General features: G+C 67.4%; 23 protein-coding genes. 8 read left to right on the forward strand and 15 right to left on the reverse strand.

What is annotated here, in order from left to right; all coding sequences use genetic code 11:
* Positions 1 to 131: 131 nt before the first annotated feature.
* Positions 132 to 836, forward strand: coding sequence for an SOS response-associated peptidase family protein (locus tag ACO06I_RS10710; protein WP_421932556.1), 705 nt, complete (start codon positions 132 to 134; stop codon positions 834 to 836).
* A gap of 111 nt (positions 837 to 947) precedes the next feature.
* On the opposite strand, the gene ACO06I_RS10715 is transcribed toward ACO06I_RS10710, so the two are convergent.
* Positions 948 to 1,967: a calcium-binding protein gene (locus ACO06I_RS10715; RefSeq protein ID WP_421932557.1), complete on the reverse strand. Its 1,020-nt coding sequence runs from the start codon at positions 1,965 to 1,967 to the stop codon at positions 948 to 950.
* 157 nt (positions 1,968 to 2,124) lie between these two features.
* Here ACO06I_RS10715 and ACO06I_RS10720 point away from each other — a divergent pair, with 157 nt between their 5' ends.
* On the forward strand, positions 2,125 to 3,759 hold the full coding sequence (locus ACO06I_RS10720) for an AMP-binding protein (RefSeq protein WP_421932558.1): 1,635 nt from the start codon (positions 2,125 to 2,127) through the stop codon (positions 3,757 to 3,759).
* On the opposite strand, the gene ACO06I_RS10725 is transcribed toward ACO06I_RS10720, so the two are convergent.
* Both ACO06I_RS10725 and ACO06I_RS10730 read right to left on the reverse strand, forming a co-directional pair.
* Complete coding sequence (locus tag ACO06I_RS10725; protein ID WP_421932559.1) at positions 3,756 to 4,214, reverse strand: hypothetical protein; 459 nt, start codon at positions 4,212 to 4,214, stop codon at positions 3,756 to 3,758. The two genes, ACO06I_RS10720 and ACO06I_RS10725, sit on opposite strands and share 4 nt — an antisense overlap.
* On the reverse strand, positions 4,211 to 4,804 hold the full coding sequence (locus ACO06I_RS10730; RefSeq protein WP_421932560.1) for a response regulator: 594 nt from the start codon (positions 4,802 to 4,804) through the stop codon (positions 4,211 to 4,213). The genes ACO06I_RS10725 and ACO06I_RS10730 overlap by 4 nt, the downstream gene beginning before the upstream one ends.
* A 96-nt stretch (positions 4,805 to 4,900) precedes the next feature.
* Between ACO06I_RS10730 and ACO06I_RS10735 the strand changes: the two genes are divergently transcribed.
* Entirely contained in the window at positions 4,901 to 6,181 is a 1,281-nt protein-coding gene (locus tag ACO06I_RS10735; protein ID WP_421932561.1) for a M20/M25/M40 family metallo-hydrolase, read from the forward strand.
* An 18-nt stretch (positions 6,182 to 6,199) separates the two neighbouring features.
* Here the strand turns inward: ACO06I_RS10735 and ACO06I_RS10740 are convergent, their stop codons facing one another.
* Complete coding sequence (locus ACO06I_RS10740) at positions 6,200 to 8,170, reverse strand: DEAD/DEAH box helicase (RefSeq protein WP_421932562.1); 1,971 nt, start codon at positions 8,168 to 8,170, stop codon at positions 6,200 to 6,202.
* A gap of 175 nt (positions 8,171 to 8,345) precedes the next feature.
* Here ACO06I_RS10740 and ACO06I_RS10745 point away from each other — a divergent pair, with 175 nt between their 5' ends.
* Positions 8,346 to 8,627 (forward strand): hypothetical protein, encoded by a 282-nt coding sequence (locus tag ACO06I_RS10745; RefSeq protein ID WP_421932563.1) that lies wholly within the window; start codon positions 8,346 to 8,348, stop codon positions 8,625 to 8,627.
* 45 nt (positions 8,628 to 8,672) lie between these two features.
* Here the strand turns inward: ACO06I_RS10745 and ACO06I_RS10750 are convergent, their stop codons facing one another.
* Positions 8,673 to 9,659, reverse strand: coding sequence for an SDR family oxidoreductase (locus ACO06I_RS10750; RefSeq protein ID WP_421932564.1), 987 nt, complete (start codon positions 9,657 to 9,659; stop codon positions 8,673 to 8,675).
* Positions 9,660 to 10,034: 375 nt separating this feature from the next.
* Between ACO06I_RS10750 and ACO06I_RS10755 the strand changes: the two genes are divergently transcribed.
* Together ACO06I_RS10755 and ACO06I_RS10760 are read left to right on the forward strand one after the other, a co-directional pair.
* On the forward strand, positions 10,035 to 11,633 hold the full coding sequence (locus ACO06I_RS10755) for a P-loop ATPase, Sll1717 family (protein WP_421932565.1): 1,599 nt from the start codon (positions 10,035 to 10,037) through the stop codon (positions 11,631 to 11,633).
* Entirely contained in the window at positions 11,630 to 12,628 is a 999-nt protein-coding gene (locus tag ACO06I_RS10760; RefSeq protein WP_421932566.1) for a hypothetical protein, read from the forward strand. Before ACO06I_RS10755 ends, ACO06I_RS10760 begins: the two co-directional genes overlap by 4 nt.
* Positions 12,629 to 12,884: 256 nt before the next feature.
* Here the strand turns inward: ACO06I_RS10760 and cckA are convergent, their stop codons facing one another.
* From cckA to flgB, 9 genes are all read right to left on the reverse strand, one after another.
* Complete coding sequence (gene cckA, locus ACO06I_RS10765; RefSeq protein ID WP_421932567.1) at positions 12,885 to 14,951, reverse strand: cell cycle histidine kinase CckA; 2,067 nt, start codon at positions 14,949 to 14,951, stop codon at positions 12,885 to 12,887.
* Between the two features lie 132 nt (positions 14,952 to 15,083).
* Positions 15,084 to 16,190 (reverse strand): flagellar biosynthesis protein FlhB, encoded by a 1,107-nt coding sequence (flhB, locus tag ACO06I_RS10770; RefSeq protein WP_421932568.1) that lies wholly within the window; start codon positions 16,188 to 16,190, stop codon positions 15,084 to 15,086.
* Position 16,191: 1 nt separating this feature from the next.
* Positions 16,192 to 16,950 (reverse strand): flagellar biosynthetic protein FliR, encoded by a 759-nt coding sequence (gene fliR / locus ACO06I_RS10775; RefSeq protein WP_421932569.1) that lies wholly within the window; start codon positions 16,948 to 16,950, stop codon positions 16,192 to 16,194.
* A 10-nt stretch (positions 16,951 to 16,960) separates the two neighbouring features.
* The gene (gene fliQ, locus ACO06I_RS10780; protein ID WP_304698743.1) at positions 16,961 to 17,224 is read right to left on the reverse strand and encodes a flagellar biosynthesis protein FliQ; all 264 of its coding nucleotides are present in this window, start codon (positions 17,222 to 17,224) and stop codon (positions 16,961 to 16,963) included.
* A gap of 128 nt (positions 17,225 to 17,352) precedes the next feature.
* Entirely contained in the window at positions 17,353 to 18,891 is a 1,539-nt protein-coding gene (locus tag ACO06I_RS10785) for a glycine betaine ABC transporter substrate-binding protein (RefSeq protein WP_421932570.1), read from the reverse strand.
* A complete protein-coding gene (locus ACO06I_RS10790) occupies positions 18,888 to 19,661 on the reverse strand; it encodes an ATP-binding cassette domain-containing protein (RefSeq protein WP_421932571.1) in 774 nt (257 codons plus the stop codon). The genes ACO06I_RS10785 and ACO06I_RS10790 overlap by 4 nt, the downstream gene beginning before the upstream one ends.
* 23 nt (positions 19,662 to 19,684) lie before the next feature.
* Positions 19,685 to 19,990: a flagellar hook-basal body complex protein FliE gene (locus ACO06I_RS10795; RefSeq protein ID WP_421932572.1), complete on the reverse strand. Its 306-nt coding sequence runs from the start codon at positions 19,988 to 19,990 to the stop codon at positions 19,685 to 19,687.
* Between the two features lie 11 nt (positions 19,991 to 20,001).
* Positions 20,002 to 20,421 (reverse strand): flagellar basal body rod protein FlgC, encoded by a 420-nt coding sequence (flgC, locus tag ACO06I_RS10800; protein ID WP_304698734.1) that lies wholly within the window; start codon positions 20,419 to 20,421, stop codon positions 20,002 to 20,004.
* A 10-nt stretch (positions 20,422 to 20,431) separates the two neighbouring features.
* Entirely contained in the window at positions 20,432 to 20,851 is a 420-nt protein-coding gene (flgB, locus tag ACO06I_RS10805) for a flagellar basal body rod protein FlgB (RefSeq protein ID WP_421933621.1), read from the reverse strand.
* Positions 20,852 to 20,958: 107 nt separating this feature from the next.
* On the opposite strand from flgB, the gene ACO06I_RS10810 reads away from it, so the two are divergent.
* A complete protein-coding gene (locus tag ACO06I_RS10810; protein WP_421932573.1) occupies positions 20,959 to 21,228 on the forward strand; it encodes a flagellar biosynthetic protein FliO in 270 nt (89 codons plus the stop codon).
* On the forward strand, positions 21,228 to 22,025 hold the full coding sequence (gene fliP / locus ACO06I_RS10815) for a flagellar type III secretion system pore protein FliP (protein WP_421932574.1): 798 nt from the start codon (positions 21,228 to 21,230) through the stop codon (positions 22,023 to 22,025). Before ACO06I_RS10810 ends, fliP begins: the two co-directional genes overlap by 1 nt.
* On the opposite strand, the gene ACO06I_RS10820 is transcribed toward fliP, so the two are convergent.
* On the reverse strand, positions 22,026 to 24,962 hold the full coding sequence (locus tag ACO06I_RS10820) for a tetratricopeptide repeat protein (RefSeq protein ID WP_421932575.1): 2,937 nt from the start codon (positions 24,960 to 24,962) through the stop codon (positions 22,026 to 22,028).
* Between the last annotated feature and the right edge of the window lie 3 nt (positions 24,963 to 24,965).

Raw genomic sequence — 24,965 nt, forward strand, 5'->3', positions numbered from 1 at the left:
ACTTGTTACGAGGAACCCTAGGGGTACGGCCCCCCTGGCGGAAGCCGCGGCGCGGGTTAATTCCCTGTAATCCGGCCGCTGTCCGGTCCGGCGGCTTGCCCGCCCAGGGACCTGCGCGCATAGCTCGCCCCATGTGCATCGAGTTCCACCTGCGGACCCATCCGGGCGAGGATTTGCGGCGCTTCGAGGCCGCTCCGGTCTTCTGGATCGACGCCCCGCCGGCCCGCGGCCGGGACGAACCGGTCCGGCCCACCGACCTGGCCTTCATGATCCGTCCCACCGATCCCGCCGATCCGGGCAGCGGGCTCGAGGGCGTCGCCCGCCGCTGGTGGATGGTGCCGGCCTTCCACAAGGGGCCGGTCGCGGCCTGGAAGACCCTGTGCGCCAACGCCGAGATCGAGTCCCTGGACGCCTCGCCCCTGTTCCGCGAGGCCTACGCCGCGCGCCGCGCCCTGGTCCCGCTGACCTCCTTCATCGCCTATGAGGAACCGCCCGGCTGGCGCAAGGGCCAGCCCAAGCGCCGTTGGGAGGCGACCTGGACGCCGACCGACTCCGCCGACCAGGTCCGCTACTTCGCCGCCATCTGGGACCGGGCCGAGACCGCCGACGGCCCATTGGAGAGCTTCGCCATCGTCACCGGTCCGGCCGGGGCCGATATCGCCGGACTGCAGGACAGCCAGCCGGCGGTCCTGACCCTGGCCCAGGGCCTGGCGTGGCTGACGCTCGACGGCCCCGGCAAGGCCGGCCTCGTCACCGAGACTCCCGCCGGGACCTACGAACTCACCGAGGCGCCGCGCGACGCGGTCATGTCCCGCGAGATGCGCCGGGCGCTCTAGCGCACGTCAGGCGGAAGTGGACACCGGTTCCGCCGCCCGACGTGCTCTCATGTCTTGGAATCTAGACCCTTCTTGCCGCTTCAGATGGAGGCCATCTGAAGCGGTCAGGGTCTAGCCCAGCGAGATCCAGCCGCCCGGCAGGCTGCTCAGGGTCACGTTCACCAGCACCACGCGGTCGCTTCCGCCCAGGTCCACCACGGTGTCGGAGCCCACCTGGCTCACGGTATAGGGCGGGGCGAAGTCGAGGACGAGACGGTCGCCCTCGGCGTAGTTGAAATCGGTGATCCGATCGAGGCCGCCGCCGACGAAGGCGTGGAAGGTGTCGGCGCCGGTCCCGCCCGCGACGGTGTCGTCGCCCCGGTCGCCCCACATCAGGTCATTGCCGCCGCCGCCATCGAGGCTGTCATTGCCCTGACCGCCGCGCACCCAGTCCTCGCCCTCGCCGCCGAACTGGGTGTCGTTCCCGAGGTTGCCGTAGACGATGTCGCCACCGTTTTCGCCGTAGAGCATGTCATTGGCCTGGCCGCCCACCACCCAGTCGAAGCCCTCGCCGCCGCGAAGGGTGTCGTCGCCCTGGTTGCCGTTGATGTCGTCGAAATTGGCGCCGCCGACGATGCTGTCATTGCCGGTGTCGCCGCGCAGGTAGTTGGCGTCCGCCCCGCCCAGGATCACGTCGTCGCCGTCGTTGCCGTTGATGACGTCAGCGCCCGCGCCGCCGTCCAAGGTGTCGTTTCCCGAGCCCCCGGCCATGCTGTCTGCGCCGGTATAGGCGCGCAGGACGTCGCCCAGGGTGGAGCCGGAGATGCTGTCCGCGCCAGCCAGGATGTAGGCCTTGGCCGAGGCGGTGTCGTCGATCTCGGCCCACTGGATGAAGGTGGCCATCGACACGCTGGTGTTGCTGATGTCGAAGAGGACCTGGCCGAGATAGGTCTCCTGGAGACGCGTCAGGGTTCCGCCGGTCAGCAGGCCCTGGCCGTTATAGGTGAAACTGCCGAAGAAGTTGTCGGTATACCCGCTGTCCGAGGTGGATATCTGAGTGGCGCTGGCGAAGGTCACGATCCCCGAGAGAAGCGATTGAACACTCAACTGATCGAAGTTGAGCGCGATAGTTCCAGCCGTAACAGTCGTCATCTTAGCCCCCAGACGTTCTCTTTCTGTTCGGCATATACGGTAAGCTGGGACACGCGTCTAGCGTGTAGCCGACATAGGCGCCCCCGCGTCACCGTTGACAGGCGCGCGCGCCGGGTCGCCAATTCTCCCAACAAAAAGACGGCCCTGGGAGGATGCGATGACCGCGTGGATGTTCGCCGACGTCTGGGAGGCGATCGCCGCCAAACAGCCCGACCGCCCCGCCCTGATCCAGGGGGAGCGGGTCATCACCTGGGGCCAGTTCGACGCCCGCGCCGACGCCCTGGCCGCCCACCTCGTCGCCGCCGGGATCACCCCCGAGGCCAAGATCGCGGCCTATCTCTACAACGGCCCGGAATACATGGAGACCTACTACGCGGCCTTCAAAGCCGGGGTCTCGCCGATCAACACCAACTACCGCTATGGCGGGGAGGAGCTGGTCTACCTCTTCGACAACGCCGACGCCGAGGTGGTGGTCTTCCACGCCCAGTTCGCCGAGATGCTGGACTCCATCCGCGCCCGCCTGCCCAGCGTGAAGCGCTACATCGCCGTGGCCGAGCCGGGCCACGCGGTCCCCGCCTGGGCCGACGACTATGACGCGGTGGTGGCCAAGCCTCCCGCCGCGCGGCCCTTCAAATCCCCCTGGGGACGCTCGCCCGACGACCTGATGCTGCTCTATACCGGCGGCACCACCGGCATGCCCAAGGGCGTCATGTGGCGGCAGGACGACCTCTTCAACGTCATCGGCGCCGGGGGCCAGGCCCTGCAGGGCGTGCCGCCGCTCACCAGCGCCCAGGAGGCCGCCGACCGGCTTGATCCCAAGGGGCCTCGCCCGCCGTTGAACATCATCTGCTGCCCGCTGATGCACGGCACCGGTCAGTTCTCGGCCTTCATCACCTTCAACCTCGGCGGCGCCGTCGCCGTCCTGCCCTCGCGCCAGTTCAACGCCATCGAGCTGTGGAACGAGGTCGAGCGCTTAGGGGCCGATGGGGTGGTGATCGTCGGCCTGGCCTTCTCAACCCCCATGCTGGAGGCCCTGGAGGCCCATCCCGGCCGCTGGGACCTCTCCAGCGTCAAGTCCATGAGCTCCTCGGGCTCGATGTGGAGCCAGGAGAACAAGCGCGGCCTGCTGCGCCACGTCACCAACGCCATGATCATGGATTCCCTGGGCTCCTCGGAGGCCGTGGGCCTTGGCGCCTCGGCCTCGGCGCCGGGGGCGGAGGTCAAGACCGCCGACTTCATGCTGGGCCCCAACTGCGCGGTGTTCACCGAGGACGGCCGCCGGGTGCAACCCGGCTCCAACGAGCGCGGCATGGTGGCGGTCTCGGGCTTCCTGCCGCTCGGCTACTACAAGGACCCCGAGAAGACCGCCAAGACCTTCCAGATCATCGAGGGCCAGCGCTGGAGCGTCCCGGGCGACTGGGCCATGGTCAACGCCGACGGCTCCCTGAAGCTGCTGGGCCGCGGCTCCCAGTGCATCAACACCGGCGGCGAGAAGGTCTTCCCCGAGGAGGTGGAGGAGGCGCTGAAGAACCACCCCCACGTCCGCGACGCGGTGGTGGTGGGCGTTCCCGACGTGCGGTTCGGCGAGCGCATCTGCGCGGTGGTGGAGCCCGACGGCGCCGTCGAGCTGACCCTGCCCGACCTCTCGGCCCACGTCCGCGCCCAGCTGGCCGCCTACAAGGCGCCGCGCGAGCTGGTGATCGTGGACTCCATCGGCCGCGCCCCCAACGGCAAGGTCGATTACAAGGCGGTCAAGGACCGGGCGCTGAAGACCCTGGGCGTGTCGGCCTAGGCGTTGGCGTCGCGCTCGTAGCGGTCCACCACCTGGGCCAGGCCCGCGAGGATCGCCTGGCGGGTGGCCGCGTCGGCCTCGGTGCGGTGCAGCAGGCGCAGGGATGACAGGTGGACCTGAACGCCGCGGTCGTCGCGGCGGCCAGCCTCCCCCGAACGGTCCAGCAGCTCGCAGAGCGACCGCGCCGCCGTGGCCAGGCTGTCGTCGGCGAACACGCCGCAGAAGGTGATCAGCCGAGCCGACTGCTGGTAGACGGCCTCCGGGTCGAAGCCGGGGGTGGCCACCATGGCCTCCATGGCGTCCAGAGCTTGGTCCACCTCGGTCAGGCAGGTCTCGCGGGAGGCCTCCACCGCCGCGTCGCCCCGCTTCAGGGCCTCGGGGACGTACATGCCCCCCGGCGCCTTGATCAGCTTGGAGAGGTTGGTCGTGACGTGGAACTTGCGGACGACGCTCATAGGGCGACTTTCTGGGGCGCGATGATGTTGTTCAGTTCGTCCTGGGACAGGTTGTCACCCGCCAGGGCGCCGACCTCGGCCGGCTTGTCGTCACGGCGGCGTCCGTCGGGGAAATCGGCGGGCATTCCCGACTGCTTGAAGCGCCGGTCGGGCCCGATATAGGTGTCGGTCTCGATGAACATCCGCCGGCCCTGGGCCACCCAGAGGATCCGCTCCAGGATGACCTTGGGGGTGATGGGCTTGGTGATGATGAAGTTGGCGCCGCAGTCGCGGGCCCGCATCACCTGGGTCCGGCGCGAGTGCGCCGTCACCACGATGGCCGGGATGGTCCGGGTCTGCTCCCCGCTCTCGTGCCGCAGCCAGCGGACGAAGTCGTAGCCGTCCATCACCGGCATCTGGCCGTCGGTGAGGATGATGTCGATGCGGCGGGCCTTGACGATCTCCATCGCCTCCATGGCGCTGGAGGCGCGCTGCAGGTCCTTCATGCCGAAGCTGCTGAGCACGCTGGCCAGGAGGTCCAGCGCCTGGGCGTTGTCGTCGACGATCAGGCCGGCGGCGTTCTCCAGATTCAGGCGCGTCGTGCTCTGCATGTCCTCACCTGAACCGCCATGGGTAAACGAGGCCTTTTCAATACGTCATTTACCCAATTCGGGGGCATGAAAGGACACTTGGTCACAGGATTCGCCATGCGCCCCATCGCCTTCGCCCCCCTGCTCGCCGTCCTCGCCCTGGCCACCGACGCCGGCGCGGGACCGGTCGGGAGCGTCTCGGCCCTGGTGGCGAGCCCCGCCTTCAAGACCGCGGTCGCCAAGCTCGACGCTGACCACGACCGCACCGTGGCCGACATCGTGGCGCTGACCGAGATCCCCGCCCCGCCCTTCAAAGAGACCGCCCGGGGCCAGGCCTATCTCGCCCGTCTCAAGGCCCATGGCCTGACCCAGGTGGAGATGGATCCCGAGGGCAATGTCATGGGCGTCCGCCCCGGCGCCAAGACCGGAGGCAAGGGTCCCTATGTGGTGATCGCCGCCCACCTGGACACCGTCTTCCCGGAGGGGACCGACGTGAAGGTCCGCCGCGAGGGGACGAAACTCATGGCGCCCGGCATCGGCGACGACACCCGCTCGCTGGCCGTCCTGCTGGCCTATCTGCGGGCCATGGACGCCGCCGGGATCAGGACCACCTCGGACATCCTCGTGGTCGGCAATGTCGGCGAGGAGGGGGCCGGCGACCTGCGCGGGACCCGCTACCTGTTCAAGAGCGGCAAGTACAAGGGCCGGATCAGCGCCTTCTTCTCCATGGACGGCAATGATCCTTCCCGGGTGGTCGACCAGGGGGTGGGGTCCAAGCGCTATCACGTGATCTTCCGTGGCCCAGGCGGCCACAGCTACGGGGCCTTCGGCATGGTCAATCCGATGGCGGCCATGTCCAGGGCCGTGGTCGACCTCTACGCCGTCAAGCCACCGGCCACGCCCAAGACCACCTTTTCGGCCGGCGTCACCGGCGGCGGGACCTCGGTGAACGCCATCCCGAGCGAGGTCTTCATGGATTTCGACCTGCGCTCGGAGAGCGCCGCCGAACTGGCCCGGCTGGACGCCAAGCTGCAGACGATCCTGACCCAGGCCGTGGAGGGCGAGAACGCCGCCCGCTCCACCCGTTACGGCAAGGTCAGCTTCGAGGCCAAGGTCATCGGCGAGCGCCCGGCCGGCCGCACCGATCCCAAGGCCGCCATCGTCACCCAGACCCACGCGGCCATCGCCGCCCTGGGCTTCACGCCTGGCCACGACGCCTCCTCCACCGACGCCAATGTGCCGATGAGCCTGGGCATCCCCGCCGTCACCATCGGATCCGGCGGCAAGGGCGGCCGGGCGCACGCCCTCGACGAATGGATCGACGTGGAGAAGGCCCCCAGCGTGAGGGGCATGAGCGTGGGGCTGGCCGCGCTGCTGGCGGTGGCGGGGGTGGAATGATCCCGCCCCGTAAGGGAGTTAGCCCTTCGGCCCGGCGTTGGACTTGTTCTTCTTGAAGGGCTTCTTGAAACCGCCCTCCTTGGGCGGGCCCTTGAAGGGGGCGCCGCTCTTGGGCGGGCCCTTGAAGTTCTCGGGCTTGCCCTTGTAGCCGCCGCCCTCCTTGGGCGGGCCCTTGTAAGGACTGTCGCTCTTGCCCTTGTACTCAGGGCGCGGCGCGGCGTCGCCCTTGCCCTTGTAGGCCGGACGCGGGCCGGTCTTGAAGGATCGCGCCGGGCCATCGGAGGGCGCGCCCCGCGGGGGGCCGCCGGCGCCGCGCGGCGGGGCCGTCTTCTGGCCGGAGGCCGGGGCCACGGTGGGCTCGATTTTGATCTCGTCGTTGATCGTGGCCTTCACGGCGGCGGCGAACTTCGCCTCGGCGTGCCGCGCGATCTCGAACTTGGTGTCCTGGTCGAAGATCTTGATGGAGCCGATCTCCGGCTTGGTCACGTGGCCCAGGCGGCAGATCATCGGGATCAGCCACTTGGGGTCGGCGTTCTTGGCGCGGCCGACATTGATGCGGAACCAGGTGACCTCGTTGGGGTCCAGCCGTTCGGGACGGCCCACCGGGCCCTCGCGGTCGGGACTCCAGCGGTCGGCGCGGGGCATGGGTCCCGAGGACGAGCCCTGCTGGCCGTCGCGGGGATCGGTGTGCAGGTCCTCGGCGGCCGGCAGGCGCGAGCGGTGCAGGCGGATCAGGGCCGCGGCCACCTCCTCCGGCGTCCGGGTGGCCAGGACCAGCTTGGCCAGGGCCATGTCTTCTTCCGCCAGGGGTTCGGTGAGGATCGGGTCCTCCAGCAGCCGGGTCTGGTCGCGCTCGCGGATCATTTCGGGGGTCGGCGGACCCTGCCAGGTGGCCTCGATATTGGCCGACGCCAGCAGCTGCTCAGCCTTGCGGCGGCGCGTGTAGGAGACCAGCAGGACCGAGACGCCCTTCTTCCCCGCGCGGCCCGTACGGCCCGAACGGTGCAGCAGGCCGGCCTTGTTCACCGGCAGGTCGGCGTGGATCACCAGGCCGAGGTCGGGCAGGTCGAGGCCGCGGGCGGCGACGTCGGTGGCGACGCAAACCCGGGCCTGGCCGTCGCGCAGGGCCTGCAGGGCGTCGGTGCGCTCCCGCTGGCCGAGCTCGCCGGAAAGGCCCACCACGGCGAAACCGCGCTCGCGCAGGGCCGCATGCATGTGCCGAACGCCCTCACGGGTGTTGCAGAACACCAGGGCCGAGGGGCTCTCGAAGAAGCGCAGCACGTTGACGACGCCGTTCTCGACCTCGTTGGGGGCCACGCGGATGGCGCGGTATTCGATGTCGCCATGCGGTTCGTGGCGGTTGGAGGTGTCGATCCGCACCGCGTCCTTCTGGTAGCGCTTGGCCAGGGTCGCGATCTCGCGGGCGATGGTGGCCGAGAACAGCAGGGTCCGGCGGTCGGCCGGCGCGGAGTCCAGGATCTCCTCCAGGTCCTCGCGGAAGCCCATGTCCAGCATCTCGTCGGCCTCGTCGAGCACGACGACGCGCAGGGCCGAGAGGTCGAGATTGCCGCGCTCCAGGTGGTCCTTCAGGCGGCCGGGCGTGCCCACCACGATGTGGACGCCGTTGGCCAGGGCCCGCTGCTCGCGCCGCGGGTCCATGCCGCCGACGCAGGTTTCCACCCGCGCGCCGGTCTGGGCGTAGAGCCAGGTCAGTTCGACGCTCACCTGCATGGCCAGCTCGCGGGTCGGCGCGATGACCAGGGCCAGGGGCGAGCCGGCCGGCCCGAACTTCTCGGCGCCCTCCAGCAGGGTGGGTCCGGCCGCCAGGCCGAAGGCCACGGTCTTGCCGGAACCGGTCTGGGCCGAGACCAGCAGGTCGCGGCCGAGAGCTTCCTCCGCCAGCACGGCGTCCTGGACGGGGGTGGGTTCGGCATAGCCGTGGGCGGCCAGAGCGCGCTCCAGGGCCGGGTGGGTCGGGGGGAAGGGCATTTGTGTCGACAGTCCGATCGGTCAACCGCGGCGCTGAGAAAACGCCGGGGGGCGCGGCTAATGGCGCCACGGCGCGGCTTATACAAGCCCGCGCGTCAGAAATCCCGCGGAATACTTGCGAGCCCCTCGCGGATCGAAACGCCAACTCAGCCGTTTAGGGCCCATGGCATACACGATGAAGAACGGTCGCACCCCGCCCACCACCACGGGGGAAGGCGTGCTGTCCTATGCGGGCTTCAAGGGAAATGTCGCCTACGAGATCATCGGGGCCCTGGCCGGCCTGCGCCAGGGGGGCGCGGCCCTGCGCGGCTCCTTCATGACCACCGAGGAGATCGCTGACGCCGCCTTCAAGGCCTGCGACGGCCACCTGCGCCTGGCCGATGGCAAGGAGTACCGCATCACCATGGTGGGCTACACGCCCGGTAGCGCCACCGGATACTTCGAGCTGAAGATCTAGCCCAAGGTTCGTGAGGTTCGTGGTCGACCTTCTCCTTGGCCGCCCTCACCCGCCCCCGTACCCCCCGATGATCGGCAGCACCTCGCCGGTGATGAAGCTCGAGCACTGGGCCGAGGCGAGGAAGACATAGGCGGGCGCAATCTCCTCCGGCTGGGCGGGCCGTCCCATGGGCGTCTGCGACCCGAACTTCGAGGTCTTTTCGGCGTCCTTGTCGGCGGGGTTGAGCGGCGTCCAAACCGGGCCGGGCGCCACGGCGTTCACCCGGATGCCCTTGTCGATCAGGTGGGTGGCCAATGACCGGGTGAAGGCGTGGATGCCCCCCTTGGTCATCGAATAGTCCAGCAGGTCCTTGTTGCCTTCGATGCCGGTGATCGAGCCGGTGTTGAGGATCACGCCCCCCGGCTTCATCGCCGCCACCGCCGCCTTGGCCATGTAGAAATAGCCATAGAGGTTGGTCTTGATCGTCAGGTCGAAGTGCTCGTCGGTGAGGTCCAGGAAGTCCCCCACATGTTCCTGGTAGGCCGCGTTGTTCACCAGGATGTCCAGCCTGCCCAGTTCGCCCACCGTGCGCGCCACGGCGTCGCGGGCGAAGCCGGGAACCGAGACGTCCCCGGCGATCAGGATGGCGCGGCGCCCCTCCGCCTCCACAGCCTTCCTGGTGACCAAGGCGTCCTTCTCCTCGGTCAGGTACGCGATGGCCACGTCGGCGCCCTCGCGGGCGAACAGGATCGCCACCGCCCGGCCGATGCCGGAATCCGCCCCGGTGATCAGGGCCACCTTGTCCCTCAGCTTGCCCGACCCCGTCCAGAACGGCGCGTCGTACATCGGCTGCGGATCCAGCGCCGCTTCGCTGCCGGGCTTGTCCTGGTGCTGCTTGGGGAAGGGCGGGACCGGATATTCGCGCGCCCCGGCCTGCATGGCCTTGGGTTTCTCGGGCGCGAAGGACCGTTCCTCGGCCGCCTCCACCTGATCCTGCACCTTGCGGCCCTGCTCGGCCTTGGCTTCGCCTTGGGCCTGGGGATTGTTGGACATGGCGGGCTCCTGTGCGGCGGTCTGCGCAGATAGCGATGGAGGAGCGATCTTGTTCCGAGGCACCCCCATTCATGGAGGAGGGGGACGCCCGTCGCGGGGAGGGGGCGAGATTGGGAGCTAAGGTGACGCTGTATGAAGTGGGTAAGCCTTGTCATCAACCGGATCGGCCACGCCGTGGAAGCCCGGCAACTCACACCGTGTCAGCGCAATATTCGCCCTGGAGGTTGCCGGGTCGTTCGCGGGCACCGTCGCCGTCAAGGAAATCCCGAGCGTCTCATGACCGCCGCGATCTCGCGATCCCCCAACCTCCCACCTCTCGACGCATAGCTGAAAGCGTGACTAGACTTACCACCTGGGCGAGAAAGGTGGGCGATCATGAAGAGGTGCTCCGAACTCAAATTCGGCTTTATCGATGCGCAGCGGTATCTACAGGATCCAGACGACCCCCTTTCGGAGTTCTTTCGCCGGTCCTTCTATAAATCGACTCATCTAGCCAAAGCAGTAGACCCCGATATATACTTCCTATTAGGTGAAAAAGGCACCGGCAAGACAGCTTATGCTGTGTATGCCTCCCTATTCATGAAGGATGAGTATAACGCCGACTGCGAGTTTTTTGATAAGAACGACTTTACACGGTTCATCGAGGTCGCATCTAATCTATCTATTGAGAAATCGCAATATTCTACACTTTGGGTATTCATATTTCTCATTTTATTCGTCCAGCGCCTAGACATGCGCTTTACGTGCCCAGCCAATGGACACGCGCGAAACCTCATAGACGCGGTCCGTGAGATCAACCTCGCTGGCTACGCTAGGACGATTTCCCAATGCATAGAGACGGCCGCCGAAATTGACGCGGTCTTCGCGAGCTTTGTCGAGCAATCTGGACTCAAAGTCCCCAAGCATATGATCTCGTCCGCAAAACCAGCGTTCAAGATGACCAGGCTTATCGATCTATGCATAGAATCTCTCGGTGCCTTGGATTCAACATCCCAATTTACTGTATTTGTCGATGGCTTGGACGTCAGACCCGATGAAGTTGCATATCCCGACTATCTCAATGTTGTATCTAGCATATGCAATTCAGTCTGGGTTCTAAACGCGACTCAGTTGGCCCGAATTCCACCGTCATTTAAGATATCTCTCCTCTTACGCCCGGATATCTTTGAAGCAGTACCCTTCCAAAATCGAGGCCCAAAACTTCAAAATCACGCCCATCTGGTTGAATGGTCCGCATTTTACCGCACTTATCAGGAATCGGAGATATTCAAATTTACCGACCTGGTTTTGTTGTCGCAGCAAGACGATAAAACCGACCTTCATCCCGGAGACACTTGGTCCAGATACTTTCCCTTTAAAATCGAGAGCCGCGTTAGCGAAATAGGCGATGATCCGTTTATCCTATTCTTGCGACACTCCTTCTATAAACCGAGGGACATAATCAAGTACCTCAGCTTAATGCGAGACCTATACAATCAACCCTCTCACTCAGACGCTCGCGAATTTGGCTCAGACGTATTTGATGATCGTGAGATCCGGCGAGAGTTCAGCAGTTACCTTTTGCAAGAGATACGGGACCAGCTCTCGTTTTATTATACAAATGATGAGTACCAACAGTTCCTTGATTTCGCGAACGGCTTTCTTGGTCCTCACGTGGACAAAAGAACACGGGTCGTGACCTACGACGCTTTTGAGAGCGCTCACGCGGAATATCTTGCGTACAACAAGAAGAACAGCATCAAGACGGTTCCCTCTTTTGCTACCGCCGATATTACGTTGCAGTTCATGTTTGATCTTAATGTACTTGGATATTATGAGGAGAGAACGCTGCGCAGCGGCGACAAGCGAGTGTTTACGAATTACTCATTTCGCCAGCGATCCTTTGCGAATCTTCGCCCGAAGGTCCCTACTGGTCGGCGCTATGTCATGCACTACGGGGTGGCGAAGTCACTATTCGTGGAGCTTGGGCCGTGACGCAGTTGACCAAACTCTTCCGCGAGGCAAGAGGGGCGTACAAGGACCTAGAGAGAATTGCACGCTGCGTTGAGATATCAATCGCATCAAATCTGCGCGCCGCGCTGGACGCTCACCGGGACCGAATAGATCGGATAGAAAGCCGGACAAAGAGCTTTACAAGCATCCGAGACAATTACGTGCGTGACCATGGAACCCCAGTGGCGGACGTTGCCTTAACTGAATTCTTACGCGACGCAAACGATCTAATCGGCATACGGGTTATCACTTACTACAATGACGACGTGGATTTTATAAAGAAAGCACTTCTGGTCTCCTATCCGCGCGCGTTGCTTGAAGAGAAACTGACTGTGCATGACGCTGAGAGAGGTTCTCGGTTCGGGTACCGAGCAGCTCACTTGAACTTCGATCACTCGGGTGACACGTTGCTTGACGGAAGCGAGATAAGGAGCCTCGGTGTAGAAGTGCAGGTTCGGACACTCTTATCAGATGCTTGGGCAAGGCACAGCCATAAGCTTGTATACAAGGGAAAACTCCCAGCTACGGAAGCCATGCTAAGGGTGTTTGCGGGAACTGCAGCGCAGCTAGAGTCGTTAGACGGACAGATTGAGCTAATTCGCGACCTTCCCCGCCATGAAGAGCGTAGATCGGTGGCGGAGGAGTTGAGTTGGGTCGAAACGTTAGCTGCCGTCGAGGCATTAGTTGGGCCGAGCGTGAATGAAGATGACGCAAAGGCCCTGATCATCGGCATTCTAGACAAACATGACGGGGAGGGTGTATCTAGCGCTCACGCTGCTCTAGTGGACGAACTTCGTCGAGCGTGGGCAGCTATTGAACAAATCGACCTTGAGAAGTACGGCTTTCGAGATCGGCTTCTGCGCCTGAAGATTGCTTTGTACGCGCTTAAGCCTAAGAAATATGACTGGTTAATACCTCTATTTATGCGAGGGAAGGTGGATAACGTGATCCAGCTTGGAGGTGGATCACGCGACTAGAGAAATTTGGGGTTAGTCTGTTGCTCTCTCTTTAGACGTTCACGAACGTCTGAAGGCTGCCTACCGTCACCACGAAGCTCGGGCGGGTGCCTAGCCGCTTGATGCGCCCGGCCTGGCTCGCTCGGCCGACCGGCCAAGCGGGATCGGCCCGAGGTTCCCCATTACCGTGAGACCTTGCGTCCCTACCGTGCTAGTCGGCGGCATCATCAGCGCGGCGATCTGCGCCTGGATGTCAGGAAACGGCCTCGGCCGACCCCTAGGCCGCCTTCTGAAGCTCCTGCTTCACCCGTTCGGCCAGGGTCTTGATGTCGATGGGCTTGGGCAGGAAGGAGACGTTGGTCTCGCCTTCCAGCAGGTTGGAGAACTCCGCCTCGGCATAACCGGAGATGAACATCACCGGCGCGCCGGCCAGGTAGATGCGGGCCTGCTTCAGCAGGTCAGGGCCCTGCATGCCCGGCATGACCACGTCGGAGATCATCAGGTCGATGGTGCCGGCGTGCTGTTCGGCCAGGTCCAGGGCTTCCTCGCCAGACGCGGCCTCGATCACCTCATAGCCGCGGGCGCGCAGCAGCTTGGCGGCGACGCCGCGCACGGCGTCCTCGTCCTCGACGAACAGGATGCGCCCGGCGCCGGAGAGATCCCGCGCCGCCGGCCGGGTGGCCTTGGGCACGAGGGGCTTGTCCAGCACGGCCGGGGCGGCATGGACCGGCAGGAAGATGCGGAAGGCCGCGCCCTCGCCGGGGCGGGAGTCGACGCTGATCCAGCCGTCGGACTGCTTGACGATGCCGTAGACCGTGGCCAGGCCCAGGCCCGTCCCCTCGCCCACCGGCTTGGTGGTGAAGAAGGGGTCGAAGATCTTGTCGACCACATCGCTGGCGATGCCGGGGCCGTCGTCGGAGACCTCGATCAGGGCCTGCTCGCCTTGAGCCGAGGGATAGCCCAGCGCATGGGCCTCGGCCTCGGTGACACGGGCGGTGCGGATGGTGACGCAGGAGCCGCCGTTCATGCGGGTGGCGTCGCGGGCGTTGACCGCCAGGTTCATCACCGCGGTCTCCAGCTGGCCGCGGTCGGCGCGCACGTGGGGCAGATTGCGGCCGTACTCGGTCTCCAGGCGCACGTCCTCCTGCAGCACCCGGCGCAGCAGCACCTCGAACTCGCTGATCAGCTCGCCCAGGTCGAGGATCTCGCGCTGGACGGTCTGCTTGCGGGAGAAGGCCAGCAGCTTGCGCACCAGGTCGGCGGCGCGGGTGGAGGTGGAGCGGATCTCGCTCAGGCCCTCATAGGAGGGGTCCCCCACCGGGTGGCGCGTCGACAGCACGTCGAGCTGCATGAAGATGGCGGTGAGCAGGTTGTTGAAGTCGTGGGCCACGCCGCCGGCCAGTTGGCCGATGGCCTGCATCTTCTGGCTCTGGGCCAGCTGCAGCTCGATCTGCTTCTGCTCGGAGACGTCCACCAGATAGGCCACCCAGCGGCCGGAGCCCTTGGAGAGATAGAGGTGGGCGATCTTGGTGGGGTCCTTGGCCAGGCGGACTTCCAGGGCCCCGGCGCTGGCCGTGCCATCCTTCAGCTTCTGGGCGGCGTCGGCGCGGCTGGCGGTCTCGATCAGGTCGCCGAACACCGAGCCCACCCCTCCATAGCCCGGCGCGGCGGCCAGGGTCGGATTGGCCTCGATGATGGTGGCCTCGAGGGGGTCGTCGCCCTCCAGCAGGGCCGCGCCGAAGGGCGAGGCCGCGGCGAAGGCGTCGAGCACCTTGGGGGGCGGCGGCACGGCGGCGGAAAAGGCGGTGAGCACCTCCATGGCCGCCGACGGCAGGGCGAGCGGCTCGGCGGGACCGGCGGCCAGGCGCACCAGGAAGCGGCGCGCGCCCAGCGGCGAGATTGTGGCGTTGTGCTCGGCGCCATTGGCGCGGATCGAGGCCTGGGCGGTCAGGCCGCGGCGGGCCGAGGTCAGGGCCGAGAACAGGCTGGCGGCGGATGGCCCGCCCTTGGGCAGGCGCGGGGCCATGCCCAGCACCGTCTTCCACGCGCCGTTGGCGGCGTGGATGCGGCCGTCGGCGGCGGCGATGGCGGCCGGCTCGGACAGGGCCTCGATCAGCTTGTCGGCGCCGGGCTCGCTCTCGGCGGCGGCCTCCACCGAGCCGCGCAGGGCGAACAGGCCGAGGCAGGCGACGCCGGCCAGACCGATCAGCAGCATCAGGCCGGCCAGGGTCGCGGGCCCGGCGTTGATGGCCGGGGCGGCGGCGAAGGCGACGGCCATGAGGAAGAACACCACCGCCGCGGCGGTCAGCGGATCAAACCGGCGTTTTGCGGTCGGCTCAGCCATGGGGTGTCCCAGGCGGGCGCCCTGAACGGGTTGGCCCGGCGAATCGGTGTTCAGCATACATGAAGCCCAGATATTACGCGGCTTTACGGTGAATGGGGATGGTGCGGCGTCAGGCGTCCGGCGGGGGTCGGGTCATCCGCCGACCCGGGCGCGCATCGGCGCCATCTTCGGCTTGGCCTTCTGCGCGGTCTGCATGATGAAGCCAATGATCTTGGCCACGGCCTCGTAGTGCTTCTGGGGGATGAAGTCCTCGATCTCCACCGAGGCGTAGAGCGAGCGGGCCAGGGGCGGGTCGACGATCACCGGCACGCCGGCGTCCTCGGCCACCTTGCGGATGCGAAGGGCGACGGCGTCCATGCCCTTGGCCACGCACTGGGGCGCGGACTCCGCGCCGTCCTCGTACTTCAGCGCCACGGCGTAGTGGGTCGGGTTCATCACCACCACCGTGGCCTTGGGCACGTTCTGCATCATCCGTGAGCGGGCGCGCATCATGCGCAGCTGCTTCTGCTTGCCCTTGATGTGGGGGTCGCCCTCGGTTTGCTTGTACTCTTCCTTCAGCTCTTCCTTGCTCATCCGCATGCGCGTCATGAAGCGCTGCCGCTGCCAGAACCAGTCCAGGCCGGCGATCAGCAGGAGGAAGCCGGCGATGGAGAAGGTGAGCCGGCGGATGATGTCGATGGCGAAGGGGAGGATCGACATCGCGTCCATGGCCGCCAGGTTGGACAGCTCGGCCATGTGCGGCTTGACCACCAGGTAGCCGATCCAGGCCACCAGGGCGATCTTCACCAGGGATTTGACGAACTGCATCAAGGCGTCGATGCCGAACATCCGCTTGAGGCCGCCCACCGGCGAGACCTTCTTGAAGTCGATCTTCAGCTTGTCGGGGCTGAACATCAGGCCGGTCTGGATGACGTTGCCGGCGACGCCGGCCAGGGCCGCGGCGCCCATCACCCCCAGGATCAGCGGCGCGGCCGCCCCCATGACGTGGCGCAGCACCCCCTGCCCGCCGCCGCCCTCGAGGCTGATGGACTGCGGATGGGCGATGAAGGGCACCAGGGCGTTGGCCAGGTCTCGCGACATCCAGCCTCCGGCCACGGCGATGACGCTGGCGGCGGCGGCGAAGGCGGCGAGCGTCGGCAGGTCGGCGGTCTTGGCGACGTCGCCCTTCTCGCGGGCCTTGCCCAGTTTCTGGGCTGACGGTTCTTCTGTTTTTGACTCGGGATCTGTGTCGTCGGCCATCTCAGCCTCCGAAGATCATGAGCAGGTCGCGGTAGTGGCTCATCCAGACCGTCCCGATGACCCCCAGGCTCAAGGCCAGGATCGACAGGCCGAAGATCACCATCAGGGGCGAGGCGACGAAGAACACCTGGAACTGCGGCATCACCCGGCCCACCAGGCCGGTGGCGATGTTGAACACCAGGGAGAAGACCAGGATCGGCGCCGAGAGCTGCACGCCGAGCTTGAAGCAGCCGGCCACGGTCTGCACCGCGAGCGTCGCGGAGTCGGTCACCGGCAGGTCCCGGGTGAAGGGGAACAGGGTGTAGGACTTCACGATGGCGGCCAGGAACAGGTGGTGCAGGTCCGTCACCATGATCAGCACCAGGCCGATCAGGCCCAGGAAGGTGCTCACCGTCGAGGAGCCGGGCGCCACGCCGGGCGCGGCGGTCTGGGCGAAGGACAGGGTGGTCTGGATGGAGATGATCTCGCCGGCCGTGGCCAGGGACATCAGGAAGATGCGCAGGATCGAGCCGATCATCAGGCCGATCAGCACCTCCTTGAGGATGCCGGTGATCATGCCCCCCACGGCGTTCGGCACCGGCGGCAGGTGCGGCGCCACCACCGGCATCAGCATCAGGCTCATGACGAAGGCGAAGGCCAGGCGGATGCGCGGCGGCACGGTGGTGTCGCCGATCCCGGGCATCAGCATGACCAGGGACGACAGCCGCGAGAAGATCAGGCCGGCGACATAGACCTGCTGGGCGGTGGCGTAGGATTCCACCGGGCCGTCCTCACATCGCCGCGATGCGGGCGGCGATGTGGCGCATGAAGCTGCTCATCAGGGCGCCCATAAGCGGCAGGAAGATCAGCAGCGACACGAAGATGGCCACGATCTTCGGCGCATAGACCAGGGTGGCCTCCTGGATCTGGGTCAGGGCCTGCATGAGGCCGATGCCCACCCCCACCACCAGGCCCACGATCAGCACCGGCGCGCAGAGCTGCAGGGTCAGCCAGATGGCGTCCCGACCGACGTCCAGAACCTCGGCGCCGTTCATGAAGGGCCTCTCGAAAGGGGGGATTGAAGACCCCTCCATGTGGCGCGGACATGGTTAACGAAGGGCTACCGGCCGTTAACACTCGACCGATCGGTGGATCATTCGGAGGGGGCTGCGGCCCTCCGCCATCACTTCACCAACCCCCTCGCCGCCTCCGCCGGGCTGGCCTTGGCGGTGTCGCGGTCGACGCTGTAGTTGGCCGCCTGCATGGCGGCGACCGGGATCGACCCCACCAGCGGCTTGAGCGCGGCGATCAGTCGCTGGTCGCCGGCGCGCTTGGGCGAGACCAGGATCACCGCGTCATAGGGCGGCAGGGCGCCCTTGGGATCGGTGAGCACCACCAGCTTGTCCGCCGCGATCCGCCCGTCCGAGGAGAAGGCCGAGATCACGTCGGCCTCGCCCCCCGACAGCGCCCGATACATGAAGGTCGGCTGGAAGGACCGCTGGGCCTTGAAGTGGAAGCCATAGGCGGCGTCCACCGCCTTCCACTCCGGCCGCGACAGGAACTCGATGTCGGTCCCCAGGGTCAGCTTCGGCGCCTCGCGAGCGAGGTCGGCCAGGCTGACGATCCCCAGGGCCTTGGCCCGATCGGCCTTCATGGCGAAGGCGTAGGCGTTCTCGAAGCCCAGGGAGCCCAGGACGGTCACCCCATCCTTCTTCTTCAGCTCGGTGGTGAGGCCCTCCAGCACCGCCTGGCGGCCGGGATTGTCCTGCCGGTTCAGGACGTTGGTCCAGAGCGTGCCGGTATAGTCGACATAGACGTCCAGCTCTCCGGCGGCCAAGGCCCGGTAGGCCACCGCCGAACCCAGGTCTTCCTTGCGGCTCACCGTGGCGCCGGCCCGCTCCAGCCGGTCGGCCATCAGCTCGGCCAGGATATACTGCTCGGAGAAGTTCTTGGCGCCGACCACATAGCTGGCCGGCTTGCCGAAGGTGGCCAGCGGCAGCAGCGCCACCGCCACCCCCACCGCCAGGCCCACGGCGCCGCCGATCATCAGCCGGCGGTCGCGCTTGGCCGCCCCGGTCTCGATCAGGCCCAGCAACTGGTCGGCGGTCATGGCCAGGGCCGCCGAGGCCGCGCAGCCAAACAGGACGCTGACCCAGTTCTCGGTCTGCAGGCCGGCGAAGATGTAGTTGCCCAGGCTGGTCTGACCGACCGGTGTCGAGAGCGTCGCCGCCCCGATGGTCCAGACCGCCGCGGTGCGGACCCCGGCCATGATCACCGGCATGGCCAGGGGCAGCTCGACCTGGAACAGCTTCTGGCGCGCGGTCATGCCCACCCCGTCGGCGGCCTCGCGCACCGCCCGATCGACGCCGAGGATGCCGGTGGTGGCCGTCCGCAGGATCGGCAGCATCGAATAGAGGGTGAGCGCCAGCAGGGACGGCAGGAAACCCAGGGCCGAGAAGCCGTGGCCGAAGGTGGAGAGGCTGAGCGCCGAGACCGCCAGCAGCAAGGGATAGAACAGGGCCAGCAGGGCCAGGCTGGGAATGGTCTGGATCAGGCCGGCGAAGGCCAGAACCGGCCAGCGCAGGCGCGGGCTGCGGCTGGCGGCCACCGCAAGCGGCAGGCTGATGATCAGGCCAAGCGCCAGGGCGCTGGCGCTGAGCAGGACGTGCCAGGCGAGGTATTCCGGAAGCAGGGCCCAGGCGGCCGCGAGACGGGGACTCACGCCGCGCCTCCCAGGCGCTCGGCCAGGCGCTGGGCCTGCCGCTTGGGCGCGTCCAGCAGGGCGCGCACGTCCGGGTCCTGGCTCTGCCGGCTGAGCTCGGCGGGCCCGCCGTCGGCGACGATGACGCCGGCCTTCAGCACCACGATGCGGTCGGCCAGCAGCACGGCCTCGCTCATGTCGTGGGTGACCATGACCGTGGTCAGGGAGAGCTGGTCGTGCAGGGCGCGGTAGTCGGTCCCGAGCTGGTCGCGGGTCACCGGGTCCAGGGCCCCGAAGGGCTCGTCCATCAGCATGATCTTCGGCTCGGCCGCCAGGGCGCGGGCCACCCCCACCCTCTGCCTCTGACCGCCGGACAGGGCGGCCGGCAACCGGGCGCCCATCTCGGCCGGCAGATCCACCAGCCCCAGCAGGTTGGCGACGCGGGCGGCGATCCGCTCCTGGGGCCAGCCCAGCAGCTTGGGGGTGATGGCGATGTTCTCGGCCACGGTGAGGTGCGGGAAGAGGCCGATCTCCTGGAAGACGTAGCCGATCCGCCGGCGCAGGACGTGGACGGGGACCGCGCCAGCGTCCTCCCCCATCACCCGCACGGTCCCGGCGTCGGGGGTCACCAGGCCGTTGATGGTCTTGAGCAGGGTGGTCTTGCCAGACCCCGACGGCCCCACCAGGGCCACGAACTCGCCGGGCGCGATGGCCAGGCTGACGCCGGCCAGGGCGGCGTGCGCGCCGTAGCGTTTCTCGATGGACGAAAGTTCGATCGCGGTCTGGGCCATGCCCGGACCTTAGCGAACGAAGCTCAGATCGGCATACGCATGATTTCTTGATAGGCGCTGATCACCTGGTCGCGGACGGCCATCACCGTCTCCAGACTGGCCTCGGCCGCCGAGATGGAGGTGACCACGTCGATCAGCTCGGCCTTGCCGGCCACATTGGCCTTGATCTGGTTTTCCGCATGCTTGGAGGCCTGCATGGCGTCGGTCATGGCCGACTTCACCATGGCGCCGAAGTCGAGCCCGCCCTCGGCGGAGCCTCCGATCGGCTTGGAGCCGCCGATCCCCTGAGTGGAGGCGTAGGCCTTGGCGGCGGCGAGCGCGGTCATCATGGCCTAGGGTCCTATCGCTTCAGCAGATCGAGGGTGCGCGTCTCCATGGCGCGCGCCGTCTCGATCACGTTGAGGTTGGCTTCGTAGGCCCGCTGGGCCTCCTTCATGTCGAGGGCCTCGATCAGCGGGTCGACATTGGGCGTCTTCACATAGCCCTTGGCGTCGGCCGAGGGATGGCCGGGCTCATACTCGGTCTTGAAGTCGCTCATGTCCTGGGCGACGCGGGTCATGCGGACCCCCATGGCGCCGTCGATCTTCACCGCGGTGAGCACCGGCGCCTGGCGGCGATAGGGATCGCCCCCGGCCGTCTTGGAGGTGGAATTGGCGTTGGCCAGGTTCTCGGCGATGATCCGCATCCGCGCCTGCTGGGCGCGCAGGGCCGAGGTGGCGATGGCCTGGGCGGCGCCGCTGACGGGCTTGATCTCAGGCATCTAAGGCGTCCTAGCGACCCGGCGCCCGCGCGGCCATCCGCAGCAGGTTCAGGGATTTCTGGTAGAAGCCGATGGCCGCGTCGTAGCTCATGCGGGCGTCGGACATCTTCAGCATCTCCTCCTCCAGCACGACCGAATTGCCGTCGAGCGTGGTCTCGGAGTCCTTCATGGTCTGGGCCTTGAAGGCCCGGGTCGCCCCGCCCCTCTGGCTGGGGGGCAGCATGTGACCCGGCTGGGTCACGGCCTGCATCCCGGCCCCGCCGGTGGCCAGCTTCATCTGGGCGGCGAAGTCGTAGGGCTTCAGATCCTTGGGCGCGAAGCCCGGGGTCTCGGAGTTGGCGACGTTCTGGGCGATCAGCTTCTGCCGCTCGGACAGATAGCCGAGCCGGCTGCGCAGCATCGAGAACAGGGGGATGTCGCCGATATCCATGCCGAACATGGTGAATAAATAGGGTTAATCGCTCCTTAAGACCCTTGCGGCACTCCTGGGCCCGACCGGCGCTTTCGGCCGGCCGTCTCCTTAATCGTCTCATCGCGATGGACTTCGCCATCTTCGCCCGGGCCGTGTTCGCCCTGGCCGTGACCCTAGGGCTCGTGGGCCTGGCCGCCGTCGCCCTGCGCCGGTTCGGGCCGGAGGCGCTGGCGCGCCTGGCCCCTACCCGCAAGGACCGCCGGCTCGCGGTGGTGGAAAGCCTGGTGCTCGATCCCGCCCGGCGCCTGGTCCTGGTCTCCTGCGACGGCGAGGAACGTCTGCTGCTGCTGGGGGAGGGCCAGGTCCTGCCCCCCGTGAAGAAGGGCCGCGCCTGATGGCCGGAATGTTCAAGTCCGTCACCGAGCTGCGCGCCGAGGATTGGCGCAAGGCCTTCCTGCTGGCGGCGCTCACCACCCTGGCCAGCCTCGTGGTCCCCGCCACCGCCCTGGCCCAGGCGGTGAACATCAACCTCGGCACCGGCGCTGGCCTGACCGAGCGGGTGGTCCAGTTGATGGGCCTGCTGACGGTCCTGTCGCTGGCCCCCTCCATCGTCATCATGACCACCTCCTTCGTGCGGATCGTGGTGGTCCTGTCCCTGCTGCGCACGGCGTTGGGCCTGCAGCAGAGCCCGCCCAACGCGGTGATCATCAGCCTGGCCCTGTTCCTGTCGGCCATCGTCATGGGCCCCACCATGCAGAGGTCCTATGACGAGGGGATCAAGCCCCTGCTGGACCAGCAGATCGAGCTGCCCCAGGCCTTCGACGCCGCCAGCGATCCCCTGAAGACCTTCATGCTGGCCCAGGTGGACCGCGAGGACCTGGCCCTCTTCGTGCGCCTGTCCAAGATCGAGCGGCCCAAGACCGTGCAGGAGATCCCCATCCGGGTGGTCACTCCGGCCTTCATGATCTCGGAGCTGAAGCGCGCCTTCGAGATCGGCTTCCTGCTCTTCGTGCCCTTCCTGGTGATCGACCTGGTGGTGGCCAGCGTGCTGATGAGCATGGGCATGATGATGCTGCCGCCGGTGGTGGTGTCCCTGCCCTTCAAGCTGATCTTCTTCGTCCTGGTGGACGGCTGGCGGCTGGTGGCGGGCAGCCTGGTGGAGAGCTTCCAGCGCGGGGCCGGCGGGGGCTGATCAGCCCTTCTTCGCCGCCGGAGCCGCCGCCTGGGCGGTCTTGGCCGGCGCCGGGGTGGCCGCCGTGCGCAGGCCGACGGGCGCGGGCCTGTCGCGGAACTTGACCTTCATCTTGCTGACCCAGCCGGCGAAGGCCTCGTTGTCGGCGGTGATGCGGCCGAAGTCGGCGACACTGAGCCGGCCGTCCTGGACGCCGGAGAGGGCCACGCGCAGGGCGTCGGGATTGCGCGCCTGCTCGGTGAAGCCCTGATAGCGTTCGCGCAGGCGGGTCAGGGCGATGTCCTCTCCCGCCAGGCTGTAGGCGACGCCGGCGCGCAGCAGCTTGCCCTCCTCGTCGCTGGCCAGCGGGCCCGGGCCCTTCCAGCGGTCGCCGAGGGATTTCTCGAACAGGATGCCGGCGCCGGCCCAGTCCTTCTTCTTCCACACGACCTCGGCACGCAGGTCCGAGCCCTCCTTGGAGGTGTCGCGCTCGATCACCTCCAAGGCGGCGTCGAGGCGGCCGAGGTTCATCAGGGCGCGGGCCTCCACCAGGCGGCGCTCGTTGTTCAGGGCGATGGGCAGGATGGTGGTGCGCGAGGCGTTGATGGCCCCCAGCGCCTGCTCGGGCCTGCGGTCCATCAGGTAGATGACCGCCAGGTCGGTGGCCACCTGGGCGCGCGGCACGCCGTCGAGGCGGTTGTCGGCCTGGTACTTCAGGAGGTCGGCGGCCTGGTCCAGGAGGTCGACGTCCACCAGCCGGCGGACCAGGCGGCGGACCATCAGGTCGCCGTCGGCGCCCAGGGGGGTCAGCTCCTTGAAGTCGAAGAACAGGGCGAGCGCCTGGATCGGCTCGAGGCCGTCGGCGGCGCCGTCCAGGAACAGGCTGCGGAAGGCGTTTGCCAAGTCGCTCTGAAGCTGCAAGGCCTCGGGCAGGTCGGGCAGGCGCTGGCCCGCCGACCGCAACGCCTCCAGGGCCTCGCGATAGCGGCCCTGGTTCAGGTAGAGCTGGCCCAGGGCGCGGATGGTCTCCAGCTCGGTGGAGTCGCCGCGCCAGCGATAGCGCAGGCCGTCGAAGACGTCGGCCGCCTGGACCGGGGTGATCTTGCCCGAGGTCATGCGGATCTGGGTGGCCCGCAGCAGGGCCGGCGCCGAGATCGATTCCACCGGGGCGCCGGTGAGGGCGGCGTAGATGCGCAGGGCGCGGTCGGGATGACCCTGGGCCTCCACCACCTTGGCCTGGATCAGACGGGTCGCCAGCTCCTCCAGGGGTTCGGTGCGGTCCATCAGGGCCAGCTTGATGCGGGCGTCGGCGCCGTCGATGTCCCCCAGGGCCAGGGCCGCCTCGGCGTCGGCGCGGGCGAAGCGCGCCTTCCAGATCGGCGTGAACTGGTTGAAGGCCTCGGCCCCGGCGGCGAACTGGCTGCGGGCCTCCGGCCACTGGGCCAGTTGGGCGGCGATATAGGAGCGCCACAGGGCCGCCGAAGGATCGTCGGCCAGGATCGGGGCGGAGAAGTCGGCCTGGGCCTCCTTGTACCGGCGCGCCATCACCCGGGCGATGCCGCGCAGGCCGCGGAACTCCGGGTCCTCCAGCAGCTCCTGGTGGGTGCGGGCGGTGTCGTTCAACACCCCGATGGCCTCGAAGGACAGCTCCGAGCCCACCAGGAAGCGGGCCAGCGCCATCCGCGCGGCCACGGGGGCGTCGCGGCCCTGGGCGGCCTCCTCCATGGAGGCGTTGAGCAGGCCGTTGTAGCGGGCGAGGAAGCCCCCATGGCCGGTCTTCGGCCAATTGGCGTAGTCGATCAGGGCCGGCATGCCCGCCGGCTGCGGCGCCCCGAGCTCGGCCTCGGCCCGCTCCACCCCGGCCGAGGCGGGCGACAGGGTCAGGCCGGCCGGACGCCCGATCTGCACCAGATCGCCATCGTGGGAGAGGGACAGGTCCTCGACATAGGATTCCAGGGCCAGGCCCTGGGCCGAGGGCAGGACCGCCATCTGGACGTATTCGCGACGGCTCGGCACGCCCTTGGAGGGGCCGAGCGCGGTGACCACCGACAGGGCGTCGCCGACCACCGGATCATCGACCCTCACCGTCCGGGTGGTTCCGGAGACCACGGCCTTCAGGGCGGCGGGGCCGCCGACATCGTCGCGGACGATCCGGACCTGGCTGCTCTGGCTCTGGGCGCCGGGGCCGATGGCGACGGTCCAGACCGCGCCCACGGACGAGGCGAAGAAGGGGGTGCCCTTGGGGGCGGCGATGCGCACCGCCGAATAGTCGGCGCCCTTGAAGCTCTGCACCTTCGAGAACTGGCGAAGGCCCCGAGGGGCCCTGGAGACGTCGAGGTCGGCGGGGGCGTCGAACACCACCCATATGGCGTCGCCGCGGCGGAACACCGCCGCGCCGTTGGGATTGGCCCAGGGGAAACTCAGCAACACCTGGCCGTTGACCAGCTTGGCGTCCATCTGGACGACCCCGCCGGCGGGGATCGGGTTGGGCCGCGCCGGCTCCGGTTCGCCCACCGGCGGCGCGGTCTCGGCGATCTCCGGCTCCGGGGGTGGCGGCCGTTCGAAGAGATTGACATAGGTGGCGCCGTCGGCGGTTCCAACCTTGGCCTCGGCGTCGTCGGCCAGGGTGAGGACCAGTTCCAGACCACCGGCGGAATGGCGCGCCTCGGCGGTCTTCAGCCAGCGGGGGGGATCGACCCGCAGGCGGGCGATATCGGGATTGGCGTCCCGGTTGAACTTCAGGGTCAGGACCTGGCCGTCACGCTTGGTGATGGTCCGCGCGCCGCCCGCCCAGTGCAGCTCGATGCGCGAGAAGTCCTTGGCCTGGGCGACATGCACGTCCAGCGGCCCGCGGGGGGCGACCTGCACCGGCGTCGTGGCGGCCACGCCCGCAGGCGCGATCACCCCGGCGATGCAGATCGCCGCGACGCTGGAGTGAAGGGCCCGGCGCAGGCTCAAGGA

The organism is Phenylobacterium sp. (genome assembly GCF_965229015.1).
GTDB lineage: Bacteria > Pseudomonadota > Alphaproteobacteria > Caulobacterales > Caulobacteraceae > Phenylobacterium.

Coding starts and splice junctions, on each gene's coding strand:
- ACO06I_RS10710 (WP_421932556.1), top strand. CDS start 132: ATGTGCATCGAGTTCCACCTGCGGACCCATCCGGGCGAGGATTTGCGG.
- ACO06I_RS10715 (WP_421932557.1), bottom strand. CDS start 1,967: ATGACGACTGTTACGGCTGGAACTATCGCGCTCAACTTCGATCAGTTG.
- ACO06I_RS10720 (WP_421932558.1), top strand. CDS start 2,125: ATGACCGCGTGGATGTTCGCCGACGTCTGGGAGGCGATCGCCGCCAAA.
- ACO06I_RS10725 (WP_421932559.1), bottom strand. CDS start 4,214: ATGAGCGTCGTCCGCAAGTTCCACGTCACGACCAACCTCTCCAAGCTG.
- ACO06I_RS10730 (WP_421932560.1), bottom strand. CDS start 4,804: ATGCAGAGCACGACGCGCCTGAATCTGGAGAACGCCGCCGGCCTGATC.
- ACO06I_RS10735 (WP_421932561.1), top strand. CDS start 4,901: ATGCGCCCCATCGCCTTCGCCCCCCTGCTCGCCGTCCTCGCCCTGGCC.
- ACO06I_RS10740 (WP_421932562.1), bottom strand. CDS start 8,170: ATGCCCTTCCCCCCGACCCACCCGGCCCTGGAGCGCGCTCTGGCCGCC.
- ACO06I_RS10745 (WP_421932563.1), top strand. CDS start 8,346: ATGAAGAACGGTCGCACCCCGCCCACCACCACGGGGGAAGGCGTGCTG.
- ACO06I_RS10750 (WP_421932564.1), bottom strand. CDS start 9,659: ATGTCCAACAATCCCCAGGCCCAAGGCGAAGCCAAGGCCGAGCAGGGC.
- ACO06I_RS10755 (WP_421932565.1), top strand. CDS start 10,035: ATGAAGAGGTGCTCCGAACTCAAATTCGGCTTTATCGATGCGCAGCGG.
- cckA (WP_421932567.1), bottom strand. CDS start 14,951: ATGGCTGAGCCGACCGCAAAACGCCGGTTTGATCCGCTGACCGCCGCG.
- flhB (WP_421932568.1), bottom strand. CDS start 16,190: ATGGCCGACGACACAGATCCCGAGTCAAAAACAGAAGAACCGTCAGCC.
- fliQ (WP_304698743.1), bottom strand. CDS start 17,224: ATGAACGGCGCCGAGGTTCTGGACGTCGGTCGGGACGCCATCTGGCTG.
- ACO06I_RS10790 (WP_421932571.1), bottom strand. CDS start 19,661: ATGGCCCAGACCGCGATCGAACTTTCGTCCATCGAGAAACGCTACGGC.
- ACO06I_RS10795 (WP_421932572.1), bottom strand. CDS start 19,990: ATGATGACCGCGCTCGCCGCCGCCAAGGCCTACGCCTCCACTCAGGGG.
- flgC (WP_304698734.1), bottom strand. CDS start 20,421: ATGCCTGAGATCAAGCCCGTCAGCGGCGCCGCCCAGGCCATCGCCACC.
- flgB (WP_421933621.1), bottom strand. CDS start 20,851: ATGGATATCGGCGACATCCCCCTGTTCTCGATGCTGCGCAGCCGGCTC.
- ACO06I_RS10810 (WP_421932573.1), top strand. CDS start 20,959: ATGGACTTCGCCATCTTCGCCCGGGCCGTGTTCGCCCTGGCCGTGACC.
- fliP (WP_421932574.1), top strand. CDS start 21,228: ATGGCCGGAATGTTCAAGTCCGTCACCGAGCTGCGCGCCGAGGATTGG.